Origin of the sequence: Achromobacter sp. D10, assembly GCF_035282245.1 — a bacterium.
Classification (GTDB): Bacteria; Pseudomonadota; Gammaproteobacteria; order Burkholderiales; family Burkholderiaceae_B; genus Achromobacter; species Achromobacter insolitus.
In genome coordinates, this window is record NZ_JAYJLE010000003.1 from 274527 (window position 1) to 292121 (window position 17595).

Genomic DNA, 17595 nt, shown 5'->3' on the forward strand with positions numbered 1-17595 from the left:
CATATTGTATGAGATTTACTCATTTTATGAATGTAGACATTGATTTTGATTCATTTTGATTTGGCCTCAGAATAGCTTTCACTTGAACAAATTTCGTCTAATGGTGGTAAATCATGACTGCTATTCATAATTTGGGTTTTCCCCGCATAGGCGCCCAGCGCGAACTGAAGCGCGCAGTCGAAGCCTATTGGGCCGGCCAGCGGACCGCTGAAGAACTCGAACGGACCGGGCGCGAGCTGCGCGCCAAGCACTGGAAGCTTCAGGCTGCCGCAGGTTTGAAGTTCGTGCCGGTGGGCGACTTTGCCTGGTATGACCAGATCCTCGAATGGACCGCGCTGCTGGGTGCTGTTCCGGCCCGCTTCGGCCAGAAGGATAGTGAGCCCGTCACGTTGGACACGCTGTTTCGCATGGGCCGTGGCCGCGCCCCGTCCGGCAAGCCGGCCGCCGCCTGCGAAATGACCAAGTGGTTCGACACCAACTACCACTACATCGTGCCCGAACTGGTGCCGGGCCAGACTTTCCGCATTGCGCGCGAATCGCTGTTCGAACAGGTCCAGGAAGCGCAGGAACAAGGCTACGCCGTCAAGCCTGTGGTGCCGGGCCCGCTGACCTGGCTGTATCTGGGCAAAGGCGACGCCTTTGCCGCTGGCGCCGCCGACGCGGGCAAGCTGCAACTGCTGGCGGCGCTGCTGCCGGTATACGAAGAAGTGCTGGCGCGCTTTGCCAAACTCGGCGTGCAGTGGGTGCAGATCGACGAACCCATCCTGGCGCTGGATTTGCCGCAAGCCTGGCGCGACGCATTCAAACAGGTTTATGAGCAACTGTCCGCCAGCCCGGTCAAATTGCTGGTGGCGACCTATTTCGACGGTCTGAAGGACAACCTGCCCACTGCGCTGGGCCTGCCCGTGGCGGGGCTGCACGTAGACCTGGTGCGCGCGCCCGAGCAGTTGGCCGAAGTGGTTTCCGGCCTGGGCGCCGAACAGGTGCTGTCGGCCGGCGTCATCAACGGCCGCAACATCTGGCGCACCGATCTGGACGCCGCCATCGCCACGCTGACCCCGATCAAGCAGCAACTGGGCGATCGCCTGTGGCTGGCGCCCTCGTGCTCGCTGCTGCATGTGCCGGTGGACCTGGCCTATGAAACCGATCTGGACGCCGAACTCAAGAGCTGGCTGTCGTTCGCTGCACAAAAGCTGGAAGAACTGAGTCTGTTGGGCCGTGCCCTGGATGGCGCGACGCAAGCGGGGGCGCAGGAAGGGCTGAGCAGGCAGCGCGCGGCGCTGGCCGCCCGCCGTTCGTCCGCCCGCATCCATAATCCTGCCGTCGCCCAGCGCATGGCTGCCGCCGCCGATGTATCGCGTGACCGCGCGCCGTTCGCCGGCCGTATCGCGCGTCAGCAGGAACAACTGGGGCTGCCCGCCTATCCGACCACCACGATCGGGTCGTTCCCCCAGACCGCCGAGATACGGGCCTTGCGTCGCGACTGGAAATCAGGCGCGTTGACGGACTCCGCCTACGAGACCGCCATCCGCAAGGAAATCGAGGAAGTCATCCGCTTCCAGGAAAAGGTTGGGCTGGACGTACTGGTGCACGGCGAACCCGAACGCAACGACATGGTGGAATACTTTGGCGAATTGCTGGCCGGCTTTGCCTTTACCAAGAATGGTTGGGTGCAGAGCTACGGTTCGCGTTGCGTCAAGCCGCCCATCATTTTTGGCGACGTTGCCCGCCCCGCGCCGATGACCGTCGGTTGGTCGTCCTATGCGCAGTCTCTGACCGACAAGCCGGTCAAGGGCATGCTGACTGGCCCGGTCACCATCCTGCAATGGTCGTTCGTGCGCGATGATCAGCCGCGCGAGCAGACCTGCCGCCAGTTGGCGCTGGCGCTGCGTGACGAAGTGGTGGACCTGGAGGCTGCGGGCATCAGCGTCATCCAGATCGATGAGCCTGCCATCCGCGAAGGCTTGCCGCTGCGTCGCGCTGAATGGCAGGCGTACCTGGACTGGGCCGTGGATTGCTTCCGCCTGTCGACCGCCGGCGTGCGCGACGAGACGCAGATCCACACGCATATGTGCTATTCGGAGTTCAATGACATCATCGAATCCATCGCCGCCATGGACGCCGACGTGATTACGATCGAGACGTCGCGTTCCAACATGGATCTGCTCAAGGCGTTCGAGGACTTCCGTTACCCGAACGATATCGGCCCTGGCGTGTACGACATCCATTCGCCCAACGTGCCTGAAGTGGAGTGGATGGTTGGCCTGATGGAAAAGGCCGCTGCCCGGCTGCCCAAGGAGCGTTTGTGGGTCAATCCTGACTGCGGCCTGAAGACGCGGGCCTGGCCTGAAACCGAAGCCGCGCTGATCGGCATGGTGCAGGCTGCCCGGGCTTTGCGCCAGTCGGCCTGAGCCGGCCTGATGACTGCAAGCCACAACATGGGAGGCGGAACGGGCTTTTTTTTCAATCCTGCTTGAACGAAATCTTGCGGCATGGGTCAATACGCAAAAATCCCATTGCTGGATCCTTGCCGTTCCTATGATTCTCCAAGGCCTCTATCGGCCGGACCTGCTGCGTGCAGAGACGTTGCCCGATATTCTGGAAGCCACGATCCGCCGGCGTCCCGCCGCCGTCGCCATTCATTGGCTGGATCACACCCTCACTTATGACATGCTCGGACACCGCGCCGACCTGGCCGCGCATCACCTGATCGCGGCCGGTGTGCGGCCCGGGCATATTGTGGGCCTGTGCCTGCCGCGCGGAGCCGACCTGCTCGTGATGCAGGCGGCCATCGCCAAGGCTGGGGCGGCGTGGCTGCCGTTCGAATCCGACACTCCACCAGACCGCATGCTGGCCTGCCTGCAGGACGCAGGCGCGAGCGGCCTCATCGCGGGCGCGGAGGTCAGGCTGGACGGCATGCAAACCTGGACGACCTGGGCGTTGTCGGAACGCGTGGAAGGTGTGTTGCGCAGGCGCGAAGGGCTGTTGCCCGAGCATCCCGCCTATGTCATCTATACCTCCGGCTCCACCGGCAAGCCCAAGGGCGTGCCCATCAGCCACGCCAGCATTTGCCATTTCCTGCGCAGCGAGAACGAAGTGCTGGGCGTGCGCCAGGAAGACAAGGTCTACCAGGGCTTTTCGGTGGCCTTCGACATGTCGTTCGAAGAGATCTGGATCAGCTATCTGGTCGGCGCGTCGTTGTGGGTCGCGCCCAAGATGCTGACCACGGATCCGGAAGGCTTGCCGGACGCCCTGGTGCGCGAAGGAGTCACCGTGCTGCACGCGGTGCCAACCTTGCTTGCGTTGTTTGCGCATGATGTGCCCGGGCTGCGCATCGTGAACCTGGGCGGCGAGGTCTGTCCGGATTTCCTGGTGCCGCGCTGGGCCACGCCCGGCCGGCGCTTGTTCAACACCTACGGTCCCACAGAAACGACGGTGTCCGCGAGCCTGGCCGAACTGTTGCCCGGCCAGCCTGTGACCATAGGCACGCCGCTGCCCAACTACGGCATGCTGGTGCGCGGCGAAGACGGCGCGGTGCTGCCGCAGGGGCAGGTCGGAGAGCTGTGCATCACCGGTCCCGGTGTGGCTGGCGGTTATCTGGGCAGGCCCGAACTGACTGCCGAGAAGTTCCTGGCCAATCCGCGGCCTTCGGGGGATCACGACACCCGCATGTATCGCAGCGGAGACTTGGCCCGCATTGATGAGCATGGGCAGATCCATTGCCTGGGCCGCAGCGACGATCAGGTGAAGGTGCGTGGATTCCGCGTCGAGCTCGGGGAAATCGAGGCTGCCTTGTATCGCTTGCCCGGCGTGGGCGCCGCGGCGGTAGTCCTGCGCGATCTGGCGGGAATCGAGCAGTTGGTGGCTTTCCTCAAGCCCGAGGGCGAGGCGAGGCTGGACTCGCACGCCCTGCGCGCCGCGTTGAGCGCGGACTTGCCCGCCTACATGATCCCGGCCCGCTTCGAGCTGGTGGCCGATGTTCCCCGGCTGACCTCCGGCAAGATCGACCGCAAGGCGCTGAAGGCACGCGAGCTCGATGCCGTGTCCGAACCTTGCGTAGAGGATGACGAACCCGCTACGCCGGGCGAGCACGCCTTGTTCGAAGCGTTGAGGCCGTTGTTCCCGGGGCAGCCGCTGCGGCTGGCCAGCGACTTTTTCCGCGACCTGGGCGGCCATTCGCTGTTGGCCGCGCGCCTGGTGTCGTCGCTGCGCAAGCATCCGCAGTTCTCCGCCCTGACCATGCACGAGCTTTATCAGCATCCCGGGCTGGGCGCGCTGGCGGCCCGGCTGGACGCGCTGGCGATGGCGGCGGAGTCTGTGGGCGTCCCCGGCACCGACCGCGATCCGGCGGCGGCGCCCGAATGGCGCCGCTGGAGCTGCGGGCTCGCGCAGCTGGCGGCCTTGCCGCTGCTGATCGGCGTGCGAATGCTGATCTGGCTGACGCCGTTCTTCACTTATCACTATTGGACCGGCGATGAGGGCGATTCGGTCTGGCGCGCGGTGGTCCTGTCCATCGCCAGCTACCTGGCCTGCAATCTGCTGAGCTTCGGAGTGGCCGTCGCCTGCAAATGGGGCATCCTGGGCAGGCTCAAGCCCGGGCGTTACCCCCTTTACGGCTGGTTGTTTTATCGCTGGTGGCTGGTTGACAGGGTGATGGACATTCCGCCTGCGCATTTGCTGGCCGGATCGCCTTTGCAGGTCTGGTACTTGCGGGCGCTGGGGGCGCGCATAGGCCGCGACGCTTCCATCAGCCGCGTCTCCGTGCGCGCGCCAGACCTGCTGTCGGTGGGGAACGGCGTCAGCATTGGCGCCGCGGTGAACCTGGAGAACTTTTCGGTGCGTGGCGGAGAGTGGTCCGTTGCGCCGATCACGCTGGCGGACAACGCCTACATCGGCTCGTATTCGGTACTGCAGGGCGATGTGGCAATGGGCGAGGGCGCTCGCCTGGACGGACTGTCTTCGCTGCCGCAGGGCGCCCGGGTTCCCGCAGGCCAGATCTGGAGCGGGGCCCCGGCGCGGCATGATCCGCAGGCCCGTGCGCCCGAGTTGCCGCCGCGGCCCCGGCGCCAGGGAATCTGGAGCCGGCTGGACTGCGTGGCCTACGCGGGCGGGGGCACGCTCATCGCCGCCTTGTTCTTCATGCCCGTGTTCCCGAGCTTTGTGCTGATCGACTGGATCGATGCGCGTTGGCTGGATCTGATGGGCGCGCGAGTGCCCTGGCCTGAAGCGTTCCTGAGCTACTTGCTGCTGGCCTTGCCCGCCAGCGCCTTGCTGCTGCTCCTGACCGTGCTCGTGTCCGCGCTGCTGCGCTGGACGCTCTTGCCCCGGCTGGCCAGCGGGCGGTGGCCGGTCTATGGGCAGATCTATCTGCGGCGCTGGCTCACCAACCAGATCCAGGAGTCCAGCCTCAGCGTGCTGCATGGCCTGTACGCGTCGATCTACGCCGGCAACTGGTACCGGCTGCTGGGCGCGAAAGTGGGGCGCGGGACGGAAATCTCCACCGCCATGGGCGTGGTGCCGGACATGTTGACCCTGGGGCGCGACAGCTTCATCGCCGACGGCGTGATGCTGGGCGACGAGGAAATCGACGGCGGCTGGATGACGATGCGTCCCACTGTCATCGGCAACCGCAGTTTCGTCGGCAACGGCGCCTACGTGCCCGACGGATCGGTGTTGCCCGATGACGTGCTGATCGGCGTGCAGAGCCGCGCGCCTGCCAATGCCCGCATGGCCAGCGGGCAGACCTGGCTAGGCAATCCACCGCTGGCGCTGCCCGCGCGTGAGCAGACGGCTGGTTTTCCGGCGCATCTGACGTTCCGGCCCAGCCTGGGCCGCAAGGTCCTGCGGGGCAGTGTCGAAGGCCTGCGGATGATCCTGCCCCTGGCCGTGGTGATCGCCGTGGGTTACCTGACCGTGATGAGGGTCATCCCCATGGCCGCGCGCGAAGGGTTTATCTCCGCCTTTGACGAGCTGATGCTGGCCGGCGTGCTGTACGGCGTGGGGGCCTTTCTGTTCCTGGTGGCGTTGAAATGGGCGCTGATCGGACGCTACAAGCCTCGTGCCGAGCCCATGTGGACGCCGTTCGTGTGGAAGAGCGAAGCGGTCACCAGCCTGTACGAATCCATCGCAGTTCCCAACTTCTTCAACTTCCTGCGGGCGACGCCGTGGCTGCCGCTGGCCCTGCGCTGCATGGGCGCGCGTATCGGCAAGCGCGTCTTCATGGACACCACCGACATCACCGAATACGACTGCGTGTCGGTCGGCGACGACGCGGTGCTGCACGCCTGGTCCGGGCCGCAAACCCACCTGTTCGAAGACCGGGTCATGAAGATCGGCATGGTCCGCATCGGCGCAGCCGTCAATGTGGGGCCGCGCAGCACCATTCTCTACGACACCCGGGTCGAGCCGGGCGCGCGTCTCGGTCCGTTGACGCTGGTGCTCAAGGGCGAGGCCATCCCGGCGGGCCAGGCCTGGATAGGCAGTCCGGCCACTCCCTGGACGCAGCGGTAGTTCCGGCGTGGCGGCGGGGCCAGACTGGGCGGGGGCGGGATCATGGGGTTTTCCAGCTATGGCCCCATATTTTCCCGCGTGCGGGCCGGGCCCTGCGGCGATGCGTCAGGCGGCGGACAAGGCGCTTGATCGAGAGCTGCCTGCGCTATACTTTGAAGGTTTTGTTGCCGCGCACCATGCGCAGGCATCTTCGCCCCGCAGGCCCCCAGCATGCCCTTGCCACCGCCGGACTATCCTCGCCAACCATTGCACACGCGTTCCATACGCGTGCAGTCGTATGCGCGCGAAGACGGGCTCTGGGACCTGGAAGCCGAGCTGATCGACGTCAAGGCGTACGATTTTCCCAAGCGCGACGGCGAGATGTTCAAGGCCGGACAACCTATCCATCACATGCATCTGCGCATCACCATCGACGAGAATTTCTCGATCGTGGCGGCGCAGGCCGTCTATGACGCCGCTCCTTATGGCGAGCATTGCATGGCCATCGAACCGGCTTACACTGATCTGATCGGAATGAACCTGCTCAAAGGGTTCCGCCGGCAGGTCAAAGAGCGGTTCGGGCACGTGGAGGGCTGTACGCACATGACCGAGCTGTCGCAGGTGCTTCCCACCGCGGCGGTCCAGACCATGGCCAATCGCCGGCGGCAGGAAAACAACCCGAACCGGCGTCCATTCCAATTGGACGGCTGCCATGCGCTGAGCACCCGCGGCCCGGTGGTGGCTGAGCACTATCCCAAGTGGTACACCGGGGGTAGCGCTGAGGCATCGGCCGATTCGTCCTCCGATTCACCTTCTTTTTCTCATACGTCCTGACAGGTAACACATGAAAATCCACGAGTATCAAGGCAAGGAACTGCTGAAGCAATTTGGCGTCCCCGTGCCGCGCGGGATTCCCGCTCTTTCCGTCGACGAGGCCGTGGCTGCCGCTGAAAAGCTGGGTGGACCGGTTTGGGTCGTCAAGGCACAAATCCACGCGGGCGGCCGCGGCAAGGGCGGCGGCGTGAAGCTGGCCCGCTCGCTGGACGACGTGCGCAAGCTGGCCTCGGAAATCCTGGGCATGCAGCTGGTCACGCACCAGACCGGCCCGGAAGGCCAGAAGGTCCGCCGCCTGTACATTGAAGACGGCGCCGACATCCAGAAGGAATACTACGTGTCGCTGGTCACCGACCGCGCCACCCAGAAGGTCGCTTTCATCGCTTCCAGCGAAGGCGGCATGGACATCGAGGAAGTGGCGCACTCCGCTCCCGAGAAGATCATCACCGAGTACATCGATCCGCTGACCGGCCTGTCGGCCGAGCAAGCCACCAAGATCGCCAACGCGATCGGCCTGCCCGCCGACTCCACCGCCCAGGCCGTGGACGTGTTCCAGAAGCTGTATCGCTGCTACATGGAAACCGATGCCTCGCTGGTCGAAATCAACCCGCTGAACCGCGACAGCAAGGGCAACATCATCGCCCTGGACGCCAAGTTCAACTTCGACTCCAACGCGCTCTTCCGTCATCCGGAAATCGTCGCCTATCGTGACCTGGACGAAGAAGATCCCGCCGAAATCGAAGCCAGCAAGTTCGACCTGGCCTATATCCAGCTCGACGGCAACATCGGCTGCCTGGTGAACGGCGCCGGCCTGGCCATGGCCACCATGGACACCATCAAGCTGTTCGGCGGCGAGCCGGCCAACTTCCTGGACGTCGGCGGCGGCGCCACGGCCGAGAAGGTCACGGAAGCCTTCAAGATCATGCTCGCGAACAAGAGCGTGAAGGCCATCCTGGTCAACATCTTCGGCGGCATCATGCGCTGCGACGTCATCGCCGAAGGCGTGATCGCCGCTTGCAAGGCCGTCAACCTGAACGTGCCGCTGGTCGTCCGCATGAAGGGCACCAACGAAGAACTCGGCAAGAAGATGCTGGCTGACTCCGGTCTGCCGATCATCAGCGCCGACACGATGGCTGAAGCCGCCACCCGCGTCGTAGCCGCCGTCAAGTAAATATGCCCCCACGCCGCGCCCTTCGGCTTGCCGTCCCCCACGGGGGCGCTTTCCACCTCGGGGCGGCCTGGCGGTACAAAGAAAATCCAAGGATTCACAAATGTCGATTCTGATCAACAAGGACACCAAGGTCATCACCCAGGGCATCACGGGTAAGACGGGCCAGTTCCACACCCGCATGTGCCGTGAGTACGCGAACGGCAAAGCCGCCTTCGTGGCCGGCGTGAACCCCAAGAAGGCCGGTGAAGACTTCGAAGGCGTGCCGATTTTCGCCTCCGTGAAAGACGCCAAGGCTGACACCGGCGCGACCGTTTCCGTCATTTACGTGCCGCCGGCCGGCGCCGCCGCCGCCATCTGGGAAGCCGTCGAGGCCGAACTGGATCTGGTGATCTGCATTACCGAAGGCATCCCGGTCCGTGACATGCTGGAAGTCAAGAACCGCATGAAGGCCAAGGGCAGCAAGACCCTGCTGCTGGGCCCGAACTGCCCGGGTCTGATCACCCCCGACGAAATCAAGATCGGCATCATGCCCGGTCACATCCATCGCAAGGGCCGCATCGGCATCGTCAGCCGTTCGGGCACCCTGACGTACGAAGCCGTGGCGCAGGTCACCGAGCTGGGCCTGGGTCAATCCAGCGCCGTCGGCATCGGTGGCGACCCCATCAACGGCCTGAAGCACGTCGACGTCCTGAAGATGTTCAATGACGATCCCGACACCGACGCCGTCATCATGATCGGCGAAATCGGCGGTCCGGACGAAGTCAACGCCGCGCAGTGGGCCAAGGACAACATGAAGAAGCCCGTGGTCGGCTTCATCGCTGGTGTTACCGCCCCTCCCGGAAAGCGCATGGGTCACGCCGGTGCCCTGATCTCCGGCGGCGCCGACACTGCCGACGCCAAGCTGGAAGTCATGGAAGCTTGCGGCATCCGCACCACGCGCAACCCGTCCGAAATGGGCAAGCTGCTCAAGTCGGTGCTGTAAAAAGCATCAGGTCGTGGTGTCCGAACGCCTCTGGCGTCCGGCGCCCGGCCTGCTGGCGGACGCCCTGGCGTTGGTGCCAAACCCCTGGTTTCCAGCGCACGTATCCGCCTGCTCCAAGCCCGCCACGGCGGGCTTTTTTTCGTCTTTTTTTCGGCAATCCTAGGGAAATCCCGTGTCCATGCCGCGGCCTGGCAAACATACGGAAAGCTGAACGAAACTATAATGAAAGAAATTCCACGCGTACCAAGCAAGAATGCCGCCGGGCTCGCACCAAGGCGGTCAGTACGTTTTTTTCGTCTTATTTCACCCATTCATTTGGTTCGTCCTAGGGGGATCACACCTAGGAAAGAGAGGCATGGAACTTAGTTCAGCGGCATTCTGGATAGCGTTGCTCCAGATCATTTGGGTCAACATTCTGCTATCGGGCGACAACGCCGTGGTTATTGCGCTGGCGGCGCGTTCGCTGCCTCCGGCCCAACAGAAAAAAGCGATCGTCGTCGGCTCCGCCGCAGCGATCATCATGCGTATCGTGCTGACGCTGGTGGCTGCCAAGCTGCTGTTGCTGCCGTGGCTCAAGCTGATCGGCGCGCTGCTCCTGGTCTACATCGGCGTGACGCTGCTGTTGCCCGAGGGCGAGGAAGACGGCGGGGGCAAGACGCAGGGCAATCTGCTGACTGCAATCCGCACTATCATGATTGCCGACTTGGTCATGAGCCTGGACAACGTGGTGGCCGTCGCTGCCGCTGCCATGGGCGATACGACCTTGCTGGTGTTGGGCCTGGCCATCAGTATTCCGCTGGTCATCTTCGGCAGCACGCTGCTTCTGAAGGTCATCGAACGCTTTCCGGTCATCGTCTGGGTGGGCGCGGCGCTGCTGGGTTTCATCGCAGGCGAACTGCTGGTGGGCGATCCGGCCCTGCAGGAACCCGTGGCGCGCATCGACGCCGCCCTGGGTGTGACGCAGCACAGTTTTGCGCTGATGTCGGGCGCGCTGGGCGCGGTGCTGGTGCTGGCAATCGGCAAAGTTTTGCTGATGCGCCAGAAAGCTGACTGAAAGCTGAATTATACTAATAAGTTGTACTGAATAAGCTCGCCGCGCCATGCGCGGCGAGCCTCGCCGGACCGGGACCGGCCACTCTTTTCATAAATGCCTTCGGGGGTTCATAGTGCTTGAGTTTTTCCAGACGCTGAGTTGGGCAGCGGTATTCCAGATCATCCTCATCGACATCCTGCTCGGCGGCGATAACGCCGTCGTGATCGCGCTGGCTTGCCGCAATCTGGCGCCCAAGCAGCGCATGCAAGGCATTCTGTGGGGTACCGCCGGTGCGATTCTGCTGCGTGTGGTCCTGATTGCCTTCGCTCTGACGCTGCTGTCGATTCCCTTCCTGAAGGTCGTGGGCGGCCTGTTGCTGGTCTGGATCGGCGTCAAGCTCTTGATTCCCGAGGATGATGCCCATGGCAACATCAAGGGCGGAACATCCATCGCCGCGGCGATCAAGACCATCATCATCGCCGACTTCGTGATGAGCCTGGATAACGTGATCGCCATCGCCGGCGCGGCCCAGAACGCCCACGCCGACCACCAGATCGGCCTGGTCGCCTTCGGCCTGATCGTCAGCGTGCCCATCATCATCTGGGGCAGCACCCTGGTTCTCAAGCTCATCGACCGCTATCCGCTGGTCGTCACCTTCGGCGCTGCCTTGCTGGGCTGGATCGCCGGCGGCATGTTGATTACCGACGTGGTTGTCGAACGTCAATTCGGCGTGCAGCCCACTGCGGTTAAAATCGGCGCAGAAATCATTGGCGCCTTGCTGGTTGTTGTCCTTGGACGGTGGCTGGCAAGCCGCAAAACCGCTTCCAAGGAATCAGCACATGAGTCTGCGTAGATCCACCGATCCCCAGCAATCCGAATCGGGCCTGAGCCTTCTTCAGGGCCTGTTCGTGCTGGCCATCCTCGGGGTGGTCGCGACGGTCATCGTTTCCAATTTCGTTTGATGCCGTCTCGTGTCTCTACCGCAACGCCTGGTCATCGCGACCCGCGCCAGCCGGCTTGCCCTGTGGCAAGCCGAGCATGTGCGCGACCGGCTGCGCACGCTGTACCCGGCGTGCGCGGTTGAGCTTCTCACCCTGACGACCCGAGGCGATCAGATCCTCGACCGCACGCTCTCCAAGGTGGGCGGCAAGGGGCTCTTCGTCAAGGAACTCGAAAACGCGCTGCTCGACGGCCGGGCCGATCTGGCCGTGCACTCCTTGAAGGACGTGCCGGTCGATCTGCAGGCGCCGTTCGAGCTTTGCGCCGTCCTCGATCGCGCGGATCCGCGCGATGCCTTCGTTTCCAATACCCATGACTCGCTGGCCGATCTGCCGGCAGGCGCCATTGTCGGCACGTCCAGCCTGCGCCGCGAGTCCCAGATCCGCGCGCGCTACCCCAAGCTGGTGGTGAAGCCATTGCGCGGCAATCTCGACACCCGCCTGGGCAAGCTGGACAAGGGCGAATACGACGCCATCGTTCTGGCGGCCGCAGGACTGGAGCGCCTGGACTTGAGCGCGCGCATCCGCAGCCTGCTCGAACCCGCCGACAGCCTGCCGGCGGCCGGGCAGGGGGCCCTGGGCATCGAGATCCGGGACGACCGCGACGACATGCGCGCGTGGCTGGCTCCCCTGGTCAGCGCGGACACCACTTCCTGTGTGGTGGCCGAGCGCGCCGTCTCCCGCAAGCTGGGCGGGTCCTGCCAGGTGCCCCTGGCGGCGTATGCCGAGATCGCCGGGGGCACTTTGTCGCTGCGCGCCCTGGTGGCGTCGCCCGATGGTGTGCGCGTGGTCCGTACGGCGCACAGCGGCCCGGTGGCCGATGCCCAGTCCATCGGCGAAGCCGCGGCCCAGGCGCTGCTGGATGCAGGCGCGCAGGACATCCTGCGCGAACTGCTGCAAGACGAACCCAGGTCCGACTGATGGCCGGGGCGTCCGCTGCCGCCGAACTGCCGCGGGTCGCCATTCTGACGCGGCCCGAGGGCCGTAACGAGGCATTGGCCGGCCGCCTGCTTGGCGCCGGCTGGACGCCCTGCATGCTGCCGGCCCTGGAAATCCAGGCGCTGCCCGTCGCGGCTGGCGGCCCGCCGCGGCCCGCCGACTACGACCTGGTCGTCTTCGTCAGCGGCAACGCGGCCAGACTGTATCTGGATCAGTGGGCGCAGTCGGACGGGACGGTTTCCTGGCCCACGGGCGTCATGGCTGCCACCGTCGGGCCAGCCAGTGCCCAGGCCTTGCGCGAGTCCGCCTGTTTTGGCGCGAATACAACAGTTTTGCATCCCCCGGAAAGCGCGCCCAGCCACGATTCCGAGGCCCTCTGGGCGGTCTTGCTCGGCTTGCCGCAACTGCCTGGCCGCGTGTTGCTGGTGCGCGGCACCCAGGGCAGGGACTGGCTGGGCGACAAGCTCGAGGCGCACGGCGTGGCTGTGACCCGCCATGCGGCTTACCTGCGCCGTCCCGCCCGCTGGGACGCCGATCAAGTCGCCAGCCTGCGGCGCTGGGCCGACGCGGGAATTCCGGCCACCTGGCTCATCACCAGCGGGGAGGGCGCCGATGCGGTGCGGGCCGGTCTGCAGGAGGCGGGGCTGGCGGCCTGGTGGGCGCAATGCAACTTTGTGCTGACGCATCCCGCCCTGGAGCGCCGGATCCCGCAGGGCTGTCATCAAGGCAGGGCGCGGCCGATGGTAAAAATCTGCTTGCCCAACGACGAGTCGATATTCCAGGCTTTTGTTGCTGCTTGATTCGTTGCATCGGACTGACACCGAATACAATCGCGTCATGACAGACAAGACTCCCGCTACCGATCCGGTCGTTCCGACGGCCGCCCCGGGTGCAACTGCGCCCGCATCGGCCCCGGCCGATTCCGTCAAGGCCCGCCCGGCCAAGCGCGGCAGTGGACCGCTGGTTCCCGCGCTCATCATTCTCATCCTGCTGGCTGGCGGTCTGGGTTATGCCCTCTGGATGCAGCGCACCCAGTTCGTATCCGCCGGCCGCGAGGTCGCCACGCGCATCGATACCCTCACCACCGACCTCGCGCAGGCCCGCAAGGACACCCGCGAAGCCCTGGCCTTGGCGCAAGCCCAGGCTGGCCGCGTCGGTGAGCTCGAAGACACCGTGCGCGAGACCCAAAGCCAGTACAACGCCCTGCAACTGGCTTGGCAGAACTTCAACGACAGCGCCAGCGACGAATTGCTGGCGAACGACGTCGAGCGCCTGCTGACCATCGCAAACCAGCAACTGCGGCTGGCCGGCAACGTCTCCAACGCGATCGTGGCGCTCGAAACGGCGCAATCGCGCCTGGCGCGCGCCGACCGTCCGCGTTTCTCCAGCCTGCAGCAAGCCATCAATGGCGACCTGGATCGCCTGCGCGCGGTCTCCACCGTGGATATCCCTGCCCAGTCGGCCCGCATCGACCGCCTGGTGGCGCTCATCGGCAAGGCGCCTCTGCTGGTTCCGGATGCTGCCGCGCCTGGCGTGGCGCCGGCTGGCGAAAGCGCTCCTGCGGCCGCGCCGGCCCCCACGGTCGATCCGCTGGCCGGCCTGCCGGCCGACGCGCCCTGGTGGCAGCGTTGGCGCGCCGAGATGGCCTCCTGGCCCGGCCGTGCAGGCGCCGCACTGGCCCACGAGCTGGGCGGCCTGATCACCATCCAGCGCGTGGACGAACCCGCGGCCTTGCTGTTGTCGCCTGAACAGGCCGATCAAGTGCGCGGCACGCTGCGCCAGCGTCTGCTGACGGCGCAACTGGCCATGTTGATGCGCCAGCCCGCCGTCTGGAAGAGCGAGCTCGACAACGTCGGCGTCACGCTCGCCAAGTATTTCGACAACCGTTCCCCCGATACCGTCGCCGCACAGACGCTGGCGCGCGAACTGGCGCAAACCGACATCGCCGTGCGCATGCCGGAAGTGGCCGACAGCCTGAATGCCGTGGCTGCGCTGCGCGCAGCGGGCTTCAAGACCAGCGGACAGGACTGAGGCTTATGCGTACCTGGTTCTGGACACTGCTGCTCGCCGTTGTCGCCGTCGCCCTGGCGGTGGTCCTGCGTTCGCATTCGGGCAACGTGCTGTTGCTGGTCTGGCCGTGGCGCATCAGCATGTCGCTGACGCTGGCGGTCTTGCTGATCGTCGCGGCCTTCATCGTGCTCTATGTGGGCCTGCGCTTGCTGGCATGGCTGCTCGCCATTCCGGACCGCGTGCGGGCCTGGCGCGGCAAGCGCGCCCAGGCGCGCGATCACGAACTCCTGGAGCGGGGCTGGATCGGCCTGCTGGAAGGGCGCTACACCACCGCTGAAAAGGATCTGACCAAGCTGCTGGACCAGACCAAGGTCCAGACGCGCCGCGTCCTGGCGGCCCTGTCCGCGGCCCGTGCCGCGCATGGCCTGGGCGAATTCGATCGCCGCGACCGCCTGCTGGCGACGGCGCAGGAACAAGCCGGCACGGACGCCGGCCTGATCGAGGCAACCGCCACGGTGTCGGCCGACATGCTGCTGGACCAGGGCCGTGCCGAGCGCGCGCTGGCGGTGCTGGAGCCGCTGGCCGACGGTGGCGCGCGTCACCTGCACACCATGCGCTTGCTGCTGCGCGCCCACACGGCCCTGCATCACGACGAGCAGGTCTTCACGCTGGCGCGCGGCCTGGTGCGCCGCAATGCGTTGGCCCGCGCGGAAGCCGACCATCTGATCGACGCCTCGGGCGCCGCGCGCCTGCGCGCCGCCGCGGCGGGCGGCAACGATGCCTGGCGCGCCATCTGGAAAGACCTGAAGGCCGAAGAGCGCCTCTTGCCGGAAATCGCGCTGGCGGGCGCCGCCGCGTTCGAAGCGGCCGGCGAAGCCAGCGAAGCGGCCCGCGTGCTGGAAGCCGCGGTTGCCGTGAAGTTCAATCCGGCCTTGGTGGCGGCCTACGCCCGCTGCGAAGCCGAGCAGGTTTCGCGCCGGCTGGCCCGTGCCGAGACCTGGCTGCAGCAGCGTCCCACCGATCCGGACCTGCTTACCGCGCTGGGCATGCTGTGCCTGAATGGCCAGCTCTGGGGCCAGGCTGAACGCTATCTGCTGCGCAGCCTCAGCCGCCGCAGCGATGCGCAGACGCACGCGCTGCTGGGCAGCCTGTATGACCGTCTGGACCGTCCCGCGGACGCTGTGCGCCACTGGCGGCTGGCGACGGCGGCCAGCATGGCGCTGCCCGTGCTGGCGGCGGATGCCGCCTTGCCCGCGGCGGACACCGGTTCGGATCCGTATCGCGTGGACGCCGAAGGCGGCTATGCGGTGGGCTTGTCCGATACCGATAGCGATGCCGATCTGGGCGGGGACTACCCCGCGCTGCCGCCGGCGGTGGCGGCTTCGGCCTCCGACTACGTGCTGGATCCCGACGCGCGCGTGAATAAAGAGCAACGCGAACGGGCGCTGGCTCCCGAAGATGCCCCGCTGGCCGGCGGCACCTCGGACATCGACGAGTACTTCGACAGCGCGCCGATTCCCGCGGCGGCTTTCGATGATCCCGTGCCCACGTATGCGCCGGCACAGCCCGCCGCGGCCAAGCCCGCGCCGGCCGCCGCGCCCGTGCCGGCGACCAAGCCGCCGTTCAAGGACGACGGCTCGATTTGAACAATCCTTCAGACACACAACAAGGTTGAATCATGAGTCTTGATCGCGTCTCCCCTGGCAAGAAGCTGCCGGAAGACTTCAACGTCATCATCGAAATCCCCATGAACGCCGACCCGGTCAAGTACGAGGTCGACAAGGACACGGGCGCGATTTTCGTTGACCGCTTCATGCTGACGGCCATGCACTACCCGTGCAACTACGGCTACATCCCGCAAACCCTGTCCGAAGATGGCGACCCCGCCGACGTGCTGGTGCTGACCCCGTTCCCGATCCAGATCGGCGCGGTCGTGCGCTGCCGCGCCATTGGCGTGCTGGAAATGGACGACGAGTCGGGCGGCGACGCCAAGCTGCTGGCCGTGCCTATCGAAAAGCTGTACCCCCCGTACCGCAACATCAAGACCTACGAAGACCTGCCGGCGGAAGACATCTCCCGCATCCAGCATTTCTTCGAGCACTACAAAGACCTGGAAAAGGGCAAGTGGGTCAAGGTCAAGGGCTGGAAGGGCCTGGAAGCCGCGCACGAAGAAATCGTGCGCAGCGCCGAGCGCTACAACAAGGCCTGATTTCAGGTCGGGACCGGGCCGGCGGGTCCGGCGGGTTTTTGCCGCCGGGCCGCCCCAAGGCAAAAGCGCCCCCTCGGGGGGCAGCAAGCCAAAGGCGCGGCGTAGGGGCTACTTCGACTTGGCCGATGTCTTGATGCGGCGCGGCCGCGACGGCATGATGCCGATCGCCGCCGCGCCGTTGCTTTGCGGGGCCTGCAGGTTATGTGACACCTGCGCTGCCGCGATCTGGATGCGCGCCTGCAAGATCTCCAGCCGCTCGGGGGTAGTGCGCGCCTCCGCGGCGATGAACACCAGGCTGCCCACCACCTTTTGCTCGGGACTGAAGATGGCGGATCCTATGCCTATTAGTCCGGGGTCGACTTCGCCGTGCGACACATACACGCCGGCGGCGCGCAGGCGCTTGAGGTTGGCGCGGAACTCGTCCCAGTCCTCGCCCAGTCCGGCTTCGCGGATTTCGGCGGCATGCCACAGCATCAGGTTGCGCAGCTGGTAGGGCGGCAGGTTCGCCAGGATGGGCTTGGCCGTGGCGCCATGGAACATGGTGTAGGGCCGGCCGCGCGCATAGCTGGATTCGATGGAATCGTCGGTCCAGTAGCGATCCACGCACATGACCTTGTCGCCGTAGTAGTTGCACAGCATCAGGTTGGCGTGCAACTCGTCGCCCGTGGCGCGCATGACCTCGCGCGCCGCGCGCATCAGCGGATCGTGTTGGCGCAGATGGCGGTCCAGTTCGATGATGCGCGATCCCAGCACATAGGCGCCGCCCGAGGTAGGCGCGAGCAGTCCGCTTTCGGTCAGCGACTTCAGATAGCGGTACGCCGTGGCGCGCGAGCAGTCCAGATGCGCCATGACGTCTTCCTGGAACGCGGCGGTGGTGTCGTCGCGAAATAGGTCGAGGATGGACAACATGCGGTCTGGAGTGCTCATTGC

General features: G+C 65.4%; 14 protein-coding genes. 13 read left to right on the forward strand and 1 reads right to left on the reverse strand.

The window, feature by feature from the left end:
• Window positions 1-113 precede the first annotated feature (113 nt).
• From metE to ppa, 13 genes are all read left to right on the forward strand, one after another.
• Window positions 114-2411: a 5-methyltetrahydropteroyltriglutamate--homocysteine S-methyltransferase gene (gene metE / locus VCS63_RS11515; protein WP_076812097.1), complete on the forward strand. Its 2298-nt coding sequence runs from the start codon at window positions 114-116 to the stop codon at window positions 2409-2411.
• Window positions 2412-2538: 127 nt separating this feature from the next.
• Window positions 2539-6510, forward strand: coding sequence for a Pls/PosA family non-ribosomal peptide synthetase (locus VCS63_RS11520; protein WP_323879802.1), 3972 nt, complete (start codon window positions 2539-2541; stop codon window positions 6508-6510).
• A 210-nt stretch (window positions 6511-6720) separates the two neighbouring features.
• Entirely contained in the window at window positions 6721-7323 is a 603-nt protein-coding gene (locus VCS63_RS11525) for a DUF2889 domain-containing protein (protein WP_042792643.1), read from the forward strand.
• Between the two features lie 10 nt (window positions 7324-7333).
• Window positions 7334-8494, forward strand: coding sequence for an ADP-forming succinate--CoA ligase subunit beta (sucC, locus tag VCS63_RS11530; protein ID WP_323879804.1), 1161 nt, complete (start codon window positions 7334-7336; stop codon window positions 8492-8494).
• 100 nt (window positions 8495-8594) lie between these two features.
• The gene (gene sucD / locus VCS63_RS11535; RefSeq protein WP_006388410.1) at window positions 8595-9476 is read left to right on the forward strand and encodes a succinate--CoA ligase subunit alpha; all 882 of its coding nucleotides are present in this window, start codon (window positions 8595-8597) and stop codon (window positions 9474-9476) included.
• Between the two features lie 355 nt (window positions 9477-9831).
• Window positions 9832-10530 carry a TerC family protein gene (locus VCS63_RS11540; RefSeq protein ID WP_042792645.1) on the forward strand — a complete coding sequence of 233 codons (699 nt, stop codon included), beginning with the start codon at window positions 9832-9834 and terminating at the stop codon, window positions 10528-10530.
• Window positions 10531-10642: 112 nt separating this feature from the next.
• Window positions 10643-11362 (forward strand): TerC family protein, encoded by a 720-nt coding sequence (locus tag VCS63_RS11545; protein WP_042792646.1) that lies wholly within the window; start codon window positions 10643-10645, stop codon window positions 11360-11362.
• Window positions 11349-11471: a hypothetical protein gene (locus VCS63_RS11550; RefSeq protein ID WP_042792647.1), complete on the forward strand. Its 123-nt coding sequence runs from the start codon at window positions 11349-11351 to the stop codon at window positions 11469-11471. Before VCS63_RS11545 ends, VCS63_RS11550 begins: the two co-directional genes overlap by 14 nt.
• Before the next feature lie 9 nt (window positions 11472-11480).
• Complete coding sequence (gene hemC, locus VCS63_RS11555) at window positions 11481-12428, forward strand: hydroxymethylbilane synthase (protein ID WP_063641646.1); 948 nt, start codon at window positions 11481-11483, stop codon at window positions 12426-12428.
• Window positions 12428-13246: a uroporphyrinogen-III synthase gene (locus tag VCS63_RS11560; protein WP_323879808.1), complete on the forward strand. Its 819-nt coding sequence runs from the start codon at window positions 12428-12430 to the stop codon at window positions 13244-13246. Before hemC ends, VCS63_RS11560 begins: the two co-directional genes overlap by 1 nt.
• 37 nt (window positions 13247-13283) lie before the next feature.
• The gene (locus VCS63_RS11565) at window positions 13284-14477 is read left to right on the forward strand and encodes a uroporphyrinogen-III C-methyltransferase (protein ID WP_063642305.1); all 1194 of its coding nucleotides are present in this window, start codon (window positions 13284-13286) and stop codon (window positions 14475-14477) included.
• A 5-nt stretch (window positions 14478-14482) separates the two neighbouring features.
• Window positions 14483-16102: a heme biosynthesis HemY N-terminal domain-containing protein gene (locus VCS63_RS11570; protein ID WP_042792649.1), complete on the forward strand. Its 1620-nt coding sequence runs from the start codon at window positions 14483-14485 to the stop codon at window positions 16100-16102.
• Between the two features lie 32 nt (window positions 16103-16134).
• Window positions 16135-16665: an inorganic diphosphatase gene (gene ppa, locus VCS63_RS11575; RefSeq protein ID WP_042792650.1), complete on the forward strand. Its 531-nt coding sequence runs from the start codon at window positions 16135-16137 to the stop codon at window positions 16663-16665.
• 108 nt (window positions 16666-16773) lie between these two features.
• Here the strand turns inward: ppa and VCS63_RS11580 are convergent, their stop codons facing one another.
• Window positions 16774-17592: an IclR family transcriptional regulator gene (locus VCS63_RS11580; RefSeq protein WP_063641644.1), complete on the reverse strand. Its 819-nt coding sequence runs from the start codon at window positions 17590-17592 to the stop codon at window positions 16774-16776.
• Window positions 17593-17595 lie beyond the last annotated feature (3 nt).